This is a genomic window from Streptomyces sp. NPDC002640, assembly GCF_053592575.1.
The window spans coordinates 144,615-157,604 of the sequence record NZ_JBSFVZ010000002.1; the positions used below are offsets into that span (position 1 = coordinate 144,615).

Consider the following 12,990-nt stretch of genomic DNA (forward strand, 5'->3'; position numbering starts at 1 on the left):
TCCTTCAGCGCCGCCGCCCGCGAAAACGTCACTCCGTGCACGAGGGCCCCGCACCCGGTGGTCGTCCCACCCGGTACGGGGCCCTCGTCGTGCGCGTTCCGCCTCGCGGCGGCGGGGGTCAGATGCGACGCGTGATCAGCGCGCGCTTGACCTCCTGGATCGCCTTGGTGATCTCGATGCCACGCGGGCAGGCGTCCGTGCAGTTGAAGGTGGTGCGGCAGCGCCACACGCCGTCACGGTCGTTGAGGATCTCCAGGCGCTGCTCGCCCGCCTCGTCACGGCTGTCGAAGATGAAGCGGTGGGCGTTCACAATGGCGGCCGGACCGAAGTACTGGCCGTCGTTCCAGAACACCGGGCAGGACGACGTGCACGCGGCGCACAGGATGCACTTGGTGGTGTCGTCGAACCGCTCGCGGTCCTCGGCGGACTGCAGGCGCTCGCGCGTCGGCTCGTTGGTGTCCTTCGTGATCAGGAAGGGCATCACGTCGCGGTAGGCCTGGAAGAACGGCTCCATGTCCACGACGAGGTCCTTCAGGACCGTCAGGCCCTTGATCGCCTCGATGGTGATCGGCTTCTCGGGGCTGATGTCCTTGATCAGCGTCTTGCACGCCAGGCGGTTCTTGCCGTTGATCCGCATGGCGTCGGAGCCGCAGATGCCGTGCGCGCAGGAACGGCGGAAGGTCAGCGTGCCGTCCAGGTCCCACTTGATCTTGTGGAGACCGTCGAGCACGCGCTCCTTCGGGTCCATCTCGATCTGGAAGTCCTGCCACTCGGCCTCGGCCGAGACCTCCGGGTTGAACCGGCGGATGCGGAAGGTGACCGTGATGAACGGGGAGTCGCCGAAACCGGCCTCGGGGGCGTCGGAGGACTTCTCCATGGTCGGGGTTGCCATCAGTACTTACGCTCCATCGGCTGGTAGCGGGTCTGGACGACCGGCTTGTAGTCGAGACGGATGCTCGTCGAGCCGTCCTCGGCCACCTCGCGGTACGCCATGGTGTGGCGCATGAAGTTGACGTCGTCGCGGTTCGGGTAGTCCTCGCGGTAGTGACCGCCGCGGGACTCCTTGCGGGCCAGCGCGGAGGTGGCCATGACCTCGGCCAGCTCCAGCAGGTTGCCCAGCTCGATGGCCTCGAGCAGGTCGGTGTTGAACCGCTTGCCCTTGTCCTGGATCGCGACGTTCTTGTAGCGCGCGCGCAGCTCCTGGATCTTCTCCAGCGCCGCCTTGATCGTCTGCTCGGTGCGGAACACCATGACGTTGGCGTCCATGGTGTCCTGCAGCTCGCGGCGGATGTCGGCCACCCGCTCGCCGCCGGTGGCGTTGCGCAGGCGCTCCACCTCGGACTGCACGAACGCGGCCGGGTCCTCCGGCAGCGGCGCGTAGTCGGCGGAGTGGGCGTACTCGGCGGCCGCGATGCCGGACCGCTTGCCGAACACGTTGATGTCGAGCAGCGAGTTGGTGCCCAGGCGGTTGGCGCCGTGCACGGACACGCAGGCGACCTCGCCGGCCGCGTACAGGCCCGGGACCACCGTGGTGTTGTCGGCGAGGACCTCGCCCTTCACGTTGGTCGGGATGCCACCCATGGCGTAGTGCGCGGTGGGCTGGATCGGGATCGGGTCCGTGTAGGGCTCGATGCCGAGGTAGGTGCGCGCGAACTCGGTGATGTCCGGGAGCTTCGCGTCCAGCTGCTCCGGCGGCAGGTGGGTGAGGTCCAGGTAGACGTGGTCGCCCTCGGGACCGCAGCCGCGGCCCTCGCGGATCTCCGTGTAGATGGAGCGCGAGACGACGTCACGCGAGGCGAGGTCCTTCATCACCGGCGCGTACTTCTCCATGAAGCGCTCGCCGTGCTTGTTGCGGAGGATGCCGCCCTCGCCGCGGGCGCCCTCGGTGAGGAGGATGCCCATGCGCCAGATGCCGGTCGGGTGGAACTGGAAGAACTCCATGTCCTCCAGCGGGATGCCCCGGCGGTAGACGGCGGCCTGGCCGTCACCGGTGAGGGTGTGCGCGTTGGAGGTCACGCGGAAGAACTTGCCGGTGCCGCCGGAGGCGTAGATGACCGACTTGGCGTGGAAGACGTGGATCTCGCCGGTGGCCAGCTCGTAGGCGACGACGCCGGCGGAGACCTGCTTGCCGTCGACCTCGGCCAGCAGCTGGTCCAGGACGTAGAACTCGTTGAAGAACTCCACGCCCTCCTTGACGCAGTTCTGGTACAGCGTCTGGAGGATCATGTGGCCGGTGCGGTCCGCGGCGTAGCAGGACCGGCGGACCGGGGCCTCGCCGTGGTTGCGGGAGTGTCCGCCGAAGCGGCGCTGGTCGATGCGGCCCTCGGGGGTGCGGTTGAACGGCAGGCCCATCTTCTCGAGGTCGAGGACCGAGTCGATGGCCTCCTTCGCCAGGATCTCCGCGGCGTCCTGGTCGACCAGGTAGTCACCGCCCTTGACCGTGTCGAAGGTGTGCCACTCCCAGTTGTCCTCCTCCACGTTGGCCAGCGCGGCGGCCATGCCGCCCTGCGCGGCGCCCGTGTGGGAGCGGGTGGGGTAGAGCTTCGTCAGCACGGCGGTGCGGCTGCGCTTCGTCGCCTCGATGGCGGCGCGCATGCCGGCGCCGCCGGCGCCGACGATGACGGTGTCGTACTTGTGGATCTTCATGAAGTCTGCAGCCCCGGATCTAGCGGATGTTCGGGTCGAAGGTGAAGATCACCAGCGTGCCCAGCAGGATGGTGAACACCGTGGCGGTGTAGAGCAGGCCCTTGAGCCACACCCGGGTGTTCGCGCGCTCCGCGTAGTCGTTGATGATCGTGCGCAGGCCGATGGTGCCGTGGAGCATGGCGAGCCACAGCATCAGCAGGTCCCAGACCTGCCAGAACGGCGAGGCCCAGCGGCCGGCCACGAAGGCGAAGCTGATCTTCTGCACGCCGCCGTCCAGCACCAGCTGCACCAGCAGGTGGCCGATGACCAGGACGACGAGCACGACGCCGGACAGGCGCATGAAGAGCCACGCGTACAGCTCGAAGTTGCCGCGGGTGGAACGCCCGGTCTTCTTCGTGCGCTTGCGCGGGGGCTCGATGACGGGAGCCGGGTTGTCGACGGAGTAGAGGGAGGCGCCCTCGACCGGGCCGATGCCCGAGGCGGCGGAGTCCGTCTTGACGGTGTTGTTCGACATGCTTGGCGTCAGCTCCCGAAGACTTCAGCAGCGGCGTGGCCGAGGACGGGGTACAGGGCGCCGATCATCAGCACGACCCAGACGCCGACGACGGCCCAGAGCATCTGCTTCTGGTAGCGGGTGCCCTTCGACCAGAAGTCGACGGCGATGACGCGCAGGCCGTTGAGCGCGTGGAAGAGGATCGCGGCGACGAGGCCGTACTCCAGCAGCGCGACGATCGGGGTCTTGTACGTGGCCACGACCTCGTCGTAGGCCTCGGGGGAGACACGCACGAGAGCGGTGTCCAGCACGTGGACGAACAGGAAGAAGAAGATCAGCACGCCGGTGACTCGGTGAGCCACCCACGACCACATTCCTTCCCGTCCGCGGTAAAGCGTTCCAGCCGGCACGGAAGAACCCTCCGGGAGCGGGGATTGGGGCCTCGCCGGCTTTGTCTGTCGGACGGGCCCGGCCGGGTACGGTCCACCGGCCCCGGCCATCGTAGCGACGTGCTGTCGGAACCTTTAGCGCAGCCCTGCCGATGTGATCAAACCGGTAGCCCCAGCGGGGGTGCGAACGGGGGGAATTCGGCACATTCCGTACCGAAATCAAGGGCACGATCGGAACGAATCAGTCGGGTGAGTCGTTCGCGCGCCAGTTGCCGGAGCTCCTCGGCGGCGACCACCCGCTCGTCCTCCGGGGTCAGGGCCAGCCTGCTGCGGACCGTGGTGAGGACGTGGTTCAGCGCGTCCTCCGGGTCCACGCCGTCCAGCGAGAGCACGAAGCCGTGGCCGAAGCGCTGCTCGTAGGCCGCCCAGGCCGCCCGCACCGCGGTCCGCGCCGCCCGCGGCATCGAGCGGACCACCCGCAGCTGCGCCTCGGACCACAGCCCTCCCCCGTCGCCGGTGCGCCGCGGCCCGGCCCCCTCGGCGGGGGTGGAGGGCTCGTCGGCGGCGAGGAAGGCGCGGGCGAGTTCATCCGTCCGGAGCAGCCGGCACTCCTCGCGCACGGCGGCGAGCAGTTCGTCGGGCGGGAGGTCGTAGGCGGCCTCGTCGGAGGCGGCGAGCAGGGACGCCGGGTCCGGGTAGGGGCGGTGCGCGGCCATCCGGGCGGCCCAGCGGTCACTGCGCAGGCAGCGGGAGAGCAGGTGCCTGGCGGCGGTCTCGGATGCCCGGTTGAACCGCTCCAGGCCGTCGGGCGTGTACGAGCCCTGTTCCGGGATACGTGGCGATGGCAGCGGGAGTCCTCGGCGGGTTCCGGGGGCGCCGTGCGGCGGCGCCGGTCGTGGTCGGCGGGAACGTTGCGCGGACGGTGTGGGAGTTGTGGACACACGGTAGCGGGGCGACCACGGGGGCGGTAGCCGAATATCCGTCTTTCACCCGCAGGGGAGAAAGGACCGGCCACGGGTGGACGCCGCGCGTCGGCGGGCGAGCGGGACGAAACGCTCTTACGTTGGCAAGGTGAGCCAGCACAGTCGTCGTACCGCAAAGAGCCCGAAGCACGGCAGGTCCGGACCTTCCGCCGACCGGATGCGGCGGATGAGGCGGGCCCGGTGGGCCGGGGCGGCGGTCCTCGCCGCCGGCTCGGTCGTCCTGGCCCACAACCTCTGGCCCGCCGGGGACGGCGGGCCGGAGCCCGGCAGCCGCACCCCGGCCGGCACCCGCGCGGCGCCCACGGCCTCGCCGGTCACCGGACCGCCCCGGACCATCCCCGCGGTCCGCGCGTTCACCGCCGCGTCCGGCCCCGGCTGGAAGCCGCGGGAGGGCGCGCGGGTGGTCGTCAACGACGACGCCCTCGCCGACGAGGGCCGCCTCGTCGCCCAGGAACTCGGCCTGTCCTACGCCGGGAAGAAGGGCGCCGGCGACACCGAGGACGGCGACCTGCGGCTGGAGGCCGGCGGGAACCAGGGCGCCAACCCGGAGGCGTACCGGATGACCGTCCGGGACGGCCGCGTGGTGATCAACGGCCCGACCGAGGCCGGGGTCTTCCTCGGCACCCGCACCCTGAAGCAGCTCGCCGCCGACGGGGGCGCGCCCGAGGGCGAGATCCGCGACGAGCCGGCCAAGCCCAAGCGGGGCCTGATGCTCGACATCGCCCGGAAGTTCTACTCCGCCGACTGGATCGAGGACCGGATCCGGGAGATCGCCGACCTGAAGTACAACGAGTTCGGTCTGCACTTCTCCGACGACCAGGGCTTCCGCATCGAGTCGAGCGGCCACCCGGAGGTCGTCTCCGACCGCCACCTCACCAAGGCCGAGGTGCGGCGGATCGTCGACCTCGCGCGCAGCCTGCACGTCCGGATCGTCCCGGAGATCGACTCCCCCGGGCACCTGGGCGCGGTGCTGGAGGCCCATCCGGACCTCCAGCTGTACAACGCGAACGGCCGTCCGGCCGCGGGGGCGATCGACATCTCCAAGCCGGCCTCGGGCCGGATCGTCGACGAACTGATCCAGGAGTACTCCGAGGTCCTGCCCGGCACCGAATGGCACCTGGGAGCCGACGAGTACCTGGCCCTGATGGCCGAGGACCCGGAGGCCTCCTACCCGAACCTGGCCGCTGCCGCCCGGGAGAAGTACGGCCCCGACGGCACGGTCGAGGACCTCACCACCGGATGGCTCAACGACCGGGCCGCCACCGTGAAGAAGCTGGACCGCACCCCGCGGGCCTGGAACGACGGCTTCTTCGACGGGGGCGCGGTGAACCCCTCGGAGGACATCCAGGTGGCGTACTGGACGGGCAAGGAGATCGGCGCCCGCGAGCCCGTCGAGTTCCTGGAGGCCGGCCGCCAGGTGATCAACTACAACGACGAGTACCTCTACTACGTGCTCGGCGAGCCGCAGACCTTCGTCTACCCGACCGGCCGGCGGATCTACGAGGAGTGGACGCCGCTGGTGGTGCGCGGTTCCACGCCAGTGCCCGAGCGGTACGACGACCAGATCCTCGGCGGCTCGTTCGCCGTCTGGGGCGACCGGCCGAACGCCCAGACGCAGGAGCAGATCGCGGCCGGGCTGCGGATGCCGCTGCGGGCCACCGCGCAGAAGCTCTGGGACCGCCGCGAACCGGGCCTGACCTGGACGGAGTTCCAGCAGCTCGCGGAGCGCCTGGGCTGAGGGCGGCCCCGCGGGTCGTCCCTCGACGAGGCGACGGCCGGGGCCGCCACCCCCCACAGGAGAGGCCCCGGCCGTCGCTGCCGACGGACCGTCACCGGCCCGCAATGGTGTCAGCGTCCTTCCTCGCATATTTGTCACACCAACCACACAAAAATCTTGGTGTCCTCCATGGGAGCGTGGACGTGGGCTCCCCGGCGCCGTAACGTGCCTGTCGCGACGGAGACGAATCCGGGCCGCGGCAGCGGCGCCGGTCTGGGCGCGAGAAAGGCACGCGTGGGGTGGGGGACGACGCGGAGCTGACCACCGCGGTGCACGCGGCGCAGGACGGGGACGAGACCGCGTTCCGGACTGTGTACCGCTCGGTGCATCCGCGGCTGCTCGGTTATGTACGGACACTGGTGGGCGATCCGGACGCCGAGGACGTCGCCTCGGAGGCGTGGCTGCAGATCGCCCGCGACCTCCACCGGTTCAGCGGCGACGCGGACCGCTTCCGCGGCTGGGCCGCGCGGATCGCCCGCAACCGGGCGCTCGACCACATCAGGATGCGGGGCCGCCGCCCGGCGACCGCGGGCGACGAGACGGAACTCGCCGACCGGCCGGCCACCACCGACACGGCGGCCGAGGCGATCGACGCCCTCGCCACGGACCGCGCGTTCGCGCTGATCGCCCGTCTGCCCGCCGACCAGGCCGAGGCCGTGGTGCTGCGCGTGGTGATGGGGCTGGACGCCAAGTCCGCCGCCGCGACGCTCGGCAAGCGGCCCGGCGCCGTGCGGCAGGCCGCCCACCGGGGGCTGAGGAAGCTGGCCGAGCTGCTGGCCGAGCCGGCGTCGCCGGAGGCGGGGGCCGGGGCGGGGGCGGGAGGGGGGCCGGAGCGGGTCGCCGCCGCATCGGTGGAGGCCGTCGCGGAGCGGATCGGCATCCTCGGCCTGGTGCCGCCGCCGCGGTGGCCGCGCCCGAGGCTGGCGGCGTCCGCCGGAGTGACGTACGCGCCGACGCGGACGCAGAAGGACATGTGATGCCCGACGAGCACGACAGGTGGCTGGACCGCGACACGGCGGAACGTCTGCTGCGCGGTGAGCGCCTGGACGCGGCGGACCCGGCGCCGGCCCGGGACCTGGCGCGGATGCTGGACCGCCTGTCGGCCCCACCGGCGGCCGGTGGCGCGGGCGGGAGCGGTGGTGAGGAGGCGGCGCTGGCCGCCTTCCGCGCGGCGCGGGCCGCCTCCCCCGCGGACGTGCCGGGCGCCCCGCGTCCGGTGCGCGGGCGCGCCCGGGGCCGGGGCGCCGCCCGGCAGCGGTTCGTGCTGGCCGCGGTGCTGGTGACCGGTGTGGTCGGCGGCGGAGCGGCGATCGGCGGCGGACTGCACGCGCTGGGGTCCGCGGACCGCGCCCCGGCCGGGGCGGCGGCCACCGCGCCGCCGGTGCCGGCCGGCACCTCCACCCCGGTGCCGCTGGGCTCGGAGACCCCCGGGACGGGCCTGCCGCAGGACGCGGCGTCCGGACTCACCGGCCTCACGTCGGCCTCCCCGCAGGACGGTGGCGCGCACGGCGGCGACCGGAACCCCGGCGGCGGCCACGACGGCACCGGGACGGCGGGCGGGGCGGACCCGCGCGGCCGGGACGGCGGCGACACCTCGGCGGGCGACGCCGCCTCGGCGGGCGGCGGCGACCGGGCCGGGAAGCAGGGCCGTGGCACGGGCGGGGAGCTGCGGGCCACCTGCCGGGCCTACCTCGCGGGCCGCCCGCTCAGCGCGGAGCAGCGCCGCGGCCTGGACGCCGCGGCCCGCGAGGCGCGGCTGTCCGCCGTCGACTACTGCGCCCGCCTGGTGGGCGAGGCCCGTCCCCCGGTCGACGGCACCGTCGAGCGCGACGACGACCAGGACGACGACCGCCGCGGCCGCCCCGACGACGGCGAACGCGGCGACGCCCCCTCCGGCCGCGGCGACTTGGACCGCCCGTCCCGCCGGAACGACGCGGACACCCGCCACGACCGCGCCTCCGGCGGCGACCACGCCTCCGGCGGCGGCAAGGGCGGCGGCAACGGCCGCGACCACAACGGCGGCAAGGGCGACCGCGACCGGGGCGCGGGCGGCAGCGACCGCGCCCAGCGCGACGGCCACCGCACCGGCACCTCCGACCGCTGATCCCCCGCCCACCCGGCCGCTGCCCGCGGGGCGGGGCGCCGGGTCAGGCCGAGCCGTCCAGGCCCTCCGTCGCCCCGGCGATCAGCGCGCGGTGGGCCGGCTGGAGCCCCTCGGGCAGGTCGTCCGGGTCGCACCACCTCGCCTCGAGGATCTCGAAGTCGTCGACGACCAGCTCGCCGCCGACCAGTTCGGCCTCGTAGGCGACCTCCAGCCGCAGCCGGAACCCGCTCCGCAGCCGGACCAGCCGGCCGACGCGCACGTCGAGGCCGGTCTCCTCCTTGACCTCGCGGACCACCGTCTGCCCGAACTCCTCGCCCCTCTCGGCGAATCCGGTCGGCAGCCCCCACGGCCGGTCCGGGTGCCACAGCCGGTGCCGCAGCAGCAGCACCCGCCCGCGGTCGTCCCGGACCACGCCGGTCACGCCCACCATGAAGGTCGCGTTGGCCAGCCAGAGGATCCGCCACTGCCACGAGCCGCGGATCCGCCGCCAGAGGGTGGCGATGAACCGGTGAGGAGTCGTCACCCTCCCAGCGTAGGCGGAGCCGACCCCGCACCCCGGCGGGGTCCACCGGCGCCGACCGGGCGTGCCCCGCGGGCTGACGGCACTGGTTAGGCTCGGGAACGTGCCCGAACCGAAGGAAACCCGAGCCCCCAGGCCCAAGAGCGAGCAGACCCGCACGCTGATCCTGGAGACGGCGATGCGCCTCTTCCAGGAGCGGGGCTACGACCGCACCACCATGCGGGCGGTCGCCCAGGAGGCCGGGGTGTCGGTGGGCAACGCCTACTACTACTTCTCGGGCAAGGAGCACCTGATCCAGGGCTTCTACGACCGGATCGGCGCCGAGCACCAGGTGGCGGTCCGGTCGGTCCTGGACCGGGAGACCGATCTGCAGGCCCGCCTGGCGGGGGTGCTCACGGCCTGGCTGGACGTGGCCGAGCCGTACCACGAGTTCGCCGCGCAGTTCTTCAAGAACGCCGCCGACCCGGACTCCCCGCTGAGCCCGTTCTCCCCGGACTCCAGGGGGCCGCGCGAGGAGTCCATCGGCATCTTCCGCGAGGTGCTGGCCGGGTCGAAGGCCAAGGTGCCGACCGAGCTGAAGGACACGCTGCCGGAGCTGATGTGGCTCTCGCTGATGGGTCTGGTCGTGTACTGGGTCTTCGACCGCACCCCGGGCCGCGAGCGCAGCTACCGGCTCGCCGAACGCGGCGCCCGCCTCACCACCCTGGGCGTCTCGCTGGCCCGCTTCCGGGTGCTGCGGCCCCTGGTCCGCGAGGTGCACGAGCTGTTCACCGACTTCCTCCCGGGGATGGCCGACCCGAAGCCGGGCGCCGAGGGCGACGGCACGGCCGGCGGGACGGCCGGTGGCGCCGGCGAGGGGACGGCCGGGAGGACGGCCGGCGGGACGGCGGAGCCGGACGCGGAGGCGCCCGGCCGCTCGGACTGAGCGGCCGGGCGGAGCGAACGGCCGCGCGGACCGAGCGGCCGGGCGGTGGCGCGGCGCGGGGTCTCGCGGCGCACGGGCGGCGGCGCGGGACGGCCCGTCAGAGCCGGCTGAGGCGCCAGAGCCGGAACACTCCCGTGCCGTCGTTGAGGTACTGGCCACCGCCGACGTCCTTGCTGGTGACCGTGTACTCCTTGCGCTGCCAGAGCGGGATCATCGGCACCTGCTCGGCCGTCCGCCGCTGGATCTCCTCGAAGGTCCGCACCGCCCGCACGCGCTCGCCGAACGACTGGCTCTGCTGGATGAGTTCGTCGATCCGCTGGTCGCTGAAACCGTTCTTCATGCCGTTGCCGGTGCCGATCAGCACCGCGGAGAAGTTGTCCGCGTCGGGGTAGTCGGCGATCCAGCCGACCGTGTAGGCGTCGAACTTGCCCTGCGCGTACTGCTTCTGGAAGTCGGCCCACTCGCGGCCCTCGAGCTGGACGAGGAAGAGGCCGCCCTCCTCCAGCTGATCCTTGAGCTCGTAGGCCTCCTGCTCGCGGGCGCCGGTCCGCGGGAAGCCGAGCTGGATGTGGACGGGCGTCCGCACGCCGGCCTGCTGCAGCAGCTCACGGGCCTTGTCCGGGTCGCGCTCCGGGAAGGCGTCGAAGAAGGCGGTGTTGTGACCGGTGAAGCCCGCCGGGATCAGCGAGTAGAGCGGCTCCACCGAGTTCTGCATCACCTCGGCGGCGATCTTCTCGCGGTCGATCATCCAGGCCATCGCCTTGCGCACGGAGGTGTCGGCGAGCGGCGATCCGTCCTGGACGTTGAGGACCAGGTTGTTGGTGGTGGAGCCGGAGCTCTCGGTCACCCGGTAGTCCGGGTCGGTGGTCGACAGCTCGGCGATCGTGTCCGGCGGGAGCTGCCGCGAGGCCACGTCGATCCGCCCGGCCTTCCACGCCTTGTCCAGGGACTCGGAGTCGTAGAAGTACCGCAGGGTGACCGGTGCGGGCTTCTCCTCGACGGCGCCCCGGTAGTCCGGGTTGGGCTCGAGGACGGCCTCCTTGCCCTCCTTGTAGGAGGTCAGCCGGTACGGGCCGGTGCCGTCGGCCTTGTTGCCGCCGCGCAGCTCCTTCTCCGGGTACAGGGTGCTGTCGACGATCGCGCCCGCGCCGGTGGCGACCTTGAACGGGAAGGTGGCGTCCGGGCTGGAGAGCTGGAAGGTCACCTCGTCGCCGTCGGCCTTCACCGACTCGAGGGTGGAGAACAGCGAGGCGGGCCCGACCTCGGAGTCGATCGTGACGACCCGTTCGAACGAGTACTTCACGTCCTCGGCGGTCATCTCGCGGCCGCTGGGGAACTTCAGTCCCTCGCGCAGCGTGCAGACGTACTCGACCGCCTCGTCGCTGGTGAAGGAGCACTCCTCGGCGGCGTCCGGCACCGGGTCGGTGCTGCCGGGCTGGTAGGTCAGCAACGTCTGGTAGACGTTGGAGAACACACCCCAGGAACCGGCGTCGTAGGCGCCGGCCGGGTCCAGCGAGGTCACCACGTCGCTGGTGCCGACCACGATGGGTTCGGCGTCCGCCGAGTCGTCCGGCAACAGCTGCCACGCACCGACGCCGACCACCGCGAGGGTCAGCACAATCGCGAGAATCCGCACTCGAATCGAGCGCACAGGTCCCTCCCCAGGGCCCGACACATCACCTGTCGCCGATCTTCCACAGACCTTCACATCGGCGGCCACACTGAACCACAGGAGTGACGCGTGGGGAAAGGGGGGTGCCCGAACCGGGGATTCCGGTGCGCTCAGGCCTTCAGCGAGGCGAGCTCCACGACGGTGATGTCGGACGGCGCCCCGACCCGGGTGGGCGGGCCCCAGGCGCCGGCGCCCCGGCTCACGTAGAGCTGGGTGTCGCCGTACTTCTCCAGCCCGGCCACCGTGGGGTTGGCCAGCCCCGCCAGGTACGGGCCCGGCCACAGCTGGCCGCCGTGGGTGTGCCCGGAGAGCTGGAGGTCGACGCCGTGCTTCACCGCCTCGTCGATGGTGACGGGCTGGTGGGAGAGGAGGACGACGGCGCGGGAGGGGTCGCGGTCGCCGAGCGCCTTGCCGAAGTCGGGGCCCTGGCCCTGCTCCTCGCCCGCGATGTCGTTGACCCCGGCCAGGTCGAAGTGGGCGAACTCGGTGCGGGCGTTCTCCAGCGGGCGCAGGCCCAGGTCGCGGACCTCGTTCACCCACTCCTCGGCGCCGGAGAAGTACTCGTGGTTGCCGGTGACGAAGTACGCGCCGTGCCGCGCGCGCAGCCCGGCGAGGGGGGCGGCGGCCGGGCCCAGGTCGCGGACGGTGCCGTCGACCAGGTCGCCGACGACGGCGATCAGGTCGGGCTGGGTGCCGTTGATGGTGTCCACCACGCGCTGGGCGAAGGAGCGGCCCAGCACCGGGCTGAGGTGGACGTCGCTCACCACGGCTATCCGGAAGCCGTGCGCGGCGCGGGGCAGCCGGGCCAGCGGGACGGTGACCCGCTTGACGGTCGGGCCGTTCAGCACGCCGTAGGTGCCGGCGCCGACGGTGCCGAGGCCCGCCACGGCGGCCACGGCGCCGACGGTACGGGCGACGAAGAGGCGGCGGGACAGGCCCTCCGCGGCCAGGGTGCCGCCGTCCCCGGCGGGAGCGGCGAGCCCGTCACCGGCGGGCGCGGCGGTGCGCTCGCCGGTGGGCGTGGTGGCGTCCTCGGTGGTCGCTCCCGCGGGCCGCTCGGCGGGGTCCACGGCGACGGCGCCGGCCCGCTTCCCGGTGGCGAGCGCCTCCGCGGGCGCGGCCGCGGAGGCGGCGCCGGCCTGCGCGGCGGGGGTCTCCCGCGGCGCGGCGGCGTCGGCGGGGACGGCTCCGGTCACGCCCGCCCGGCGGGCGTCGCGCCGGGTGAGCCGGCGGCGCAGCAGGGGCCTCAGCGGCTCGGTGACGATCAGGGCCATCGGCACGTAGATCATCACCGCCATCCACAGGAAGCCGGGCCAGGCGACGACCTGGCGCACGGAGAACGGCAGGGTCTCGCCCCGGCTGGTCATGGCGCCGAACAGCAGCACCACGGCGAGCAGGAAGACGGCGGTGCCCAGCCGCCGGGCCAGGCTCCGCGGCACGGTGGTGTCCCGCACCAGGCGCCGCCACATGTACCAGTGGAG

12 protein-coding genes are annotated in these 12,990 nt (G+C 72.8%); 4 read left to right on the top strand and 8 right to left on the bottom strand.

Translation table 11 applies throughout. From position 1 onward, the window contains the following. Nucleotides 1–118: 118 nt before the first annotated feature. The 5 genes from ACWD3O_RS03290 to ACWD3O_RS03310 form a co-directional block, all read right to left on the bottom strand. Nucleotides 119–892: a succinate dehydrogenase iron-sulfur subunit gene (locus ACWD3O_RS03290; protein WP_451410845.1), complete on the bottom strand. Its 774-nt coding sequence runs from the start codon at nt 890–892 to the stop codon at nt 119–121. Then, nucleotides 892–2,646, bottom strand: a complete 1,755-nt coding sequence (gene sdhA / locus ACWD3O_RS03295) for a succinate dehydrogenase flavoprotein subunit (protein ID WP_451410846.1) — start codon at nt 2,644–2,646, stop codon at nt 892–894. Before sdhA ends, ACWD3O_RS03290 begins: the two co-directional genes overlap by 1 nt. Before the next feature lie 19 nt (nt 2,647–2,665). After that, nucleotides 2,666–3,160 carry a succinate dehydrogenase, hydrophobic membrane anchor protein gene (gene sdhD / locus ACWD3O_RS03300; protein WP_451410847.1) on the bottom strand — a complete coding sequence of 165 codons (495 nt, stop codon included), beginning with the start codon at nt 3,158–3,160 and terminating at the stop codon, nt 2,666–2,668. 8 nt (nt 3,161–3,168) lie between these two features. Continuing rightward, the gene (gene sdhC, locus ACWD3O_RS03305; RefSeq protein ID WP_356128940.1) at nt 3,169–3,549 is read right to left on the bottom strand and encodes a succinate dehydrogenase, cytochrome b556 subunit; all 381 of its coding nucleotides are present in this window, start codon (nt 3,547–3,549) and stop codon (nt 3,169–3,171) included. 137 nt (nt 3,550–3,686) lie between these two features. Continuing rightward, nucleotides 3,687–4,376: a 2-oxo-4-hydroxy-4-carboxy-5-ureidoimidazoline decarboxylase gene (locus ACWD3O_RS03310; protein WP_451410886.1), complete on the bottom strand. Its 690-nt coding sequence runs from the start codon at nt 4,374–4,376 to the stop codon at nt 3,687–3,689. Nucleotides 4,377–4,677: 301 nt separating this feature from the next. Between ACWD3O_RS03310 and ACWD3O_RS03315 the strand changes: the two genes are divergently transcribed. The 3 genes from ACWD3O_RS03315 to ACWD3O_RS03325 all read left to right on the top strand — a co-directional run bounded on the left by ACWD3O_RS03315 (nt 4,678) and on the right by ACWD3O_RS03325 (nt 8,392). After that, nucleotides 4,678–6,249 carry a beta-N-acetylhexosaminidase gene (locus tag ACWD3O_RS03315; RefSeq protein WP_451414830.1) on the top strand — a complete coding sequence of 524 codons (1,572 nt, stop codon included), beginning with the start codon at nt 4,678–4,680 and terminating at the stop codon, nt 6,247–6,249. A 278-nt stretch (nt 6,250–6,527) separates the two neighbouring features. Next, the gene (locus tag ACWD3O_RS03320; RefSeq protein ID WP_451414708.1) at nt 6,528–7,265 is read left to right on the top strand and encodes an RNA polymerase sigma factor; all 738 of its coding nucleotides are present in this window, start codon (nt 6,528–6,530) and stop codon (nt 7,263–7,265) included. Further along, nucleotides 7,265–8,392 carry a hypothetical protein gene (locus ACWD3O_RS03325; protein WP_451414709.1) on the top strand — a complete coding sequence of 376 codons (1,128 nt, stop codon included), beginning with the start codon at nt 7,265–7,267 and terminating at the stop codon, nt 8,390–8,392. Before ACWD3O_RS03320 ends, ACWD3O_RS03325 begins: the two co-directional genes overlap by 1 nt. 43 nt (nt 8,393–8,435) lie before the next feature. Here the strand turns inward: ACWD3O_RS03325 and ACWD3O_RS03330 are convergent, their stop codons facing one another. Beyond that, nucleotides 8,436–8,822 (bottom strand): NUDIX domain-containing protein, encoded by a 387-nt coding sequence (locus ACWD3O_RS03330; RefSeq protein WP_451410887.1) that lies wholly within the window; start codon nt 8,820–8,822, stop codon nt 8,436–8,438. Between the two features lie 268 nt (nt 8,823–9,090). Between ACWD3O_RS03330 and ACWD3O_RS03335 the strand changes: the two genes are divergently transcribed. Beyond that, entirely contained in the window at nt 9,091–9,837 is a 747-nt protein-coding gene (locus tag ACWD3O_RS03335; RefSeq protein WP_451414831.1) for a TetR family transcriptional regulator, read from the top strand. A 97-nt stretch (nt 9,838–9,934) separates the two neighbouring features. On the opposite strand, the gene ACWD3O_RS03340 is transcribed toward ACWD3O_RS03335, so the two are convergent. Both ACWD3O_RS03340 and ACWD3O_RS03345 read right to left on the bottom strand, forming a co-directional pair. Continuing rightward, nucleotides 9,935–11,488, bottom strand: coding sequence for an ABC transporter substrate-binding protein (locus ACWD3O_RS03340; protein WP_451410851.1), 1,554 nt, complete (start codon nt 11,486–11,488; stop codon nt 9,935–9,937). Nucleotides 11,489–11,619: 131 nt separating this feature from the next. Beyond that, nucleotides 11,620–12,978: a metallophosphoesterase gene (locus ACWD3O_RS03345; protein WP_451414832.1), complete on the bottom strand. Its 1,359-nt coding sequence runs from the start codon at nt 12,976–12,978 to the stop codon at nt 11,620–11,622. Nucleotides 12,979–12,990: the final 12 nt, after the last annotated feature.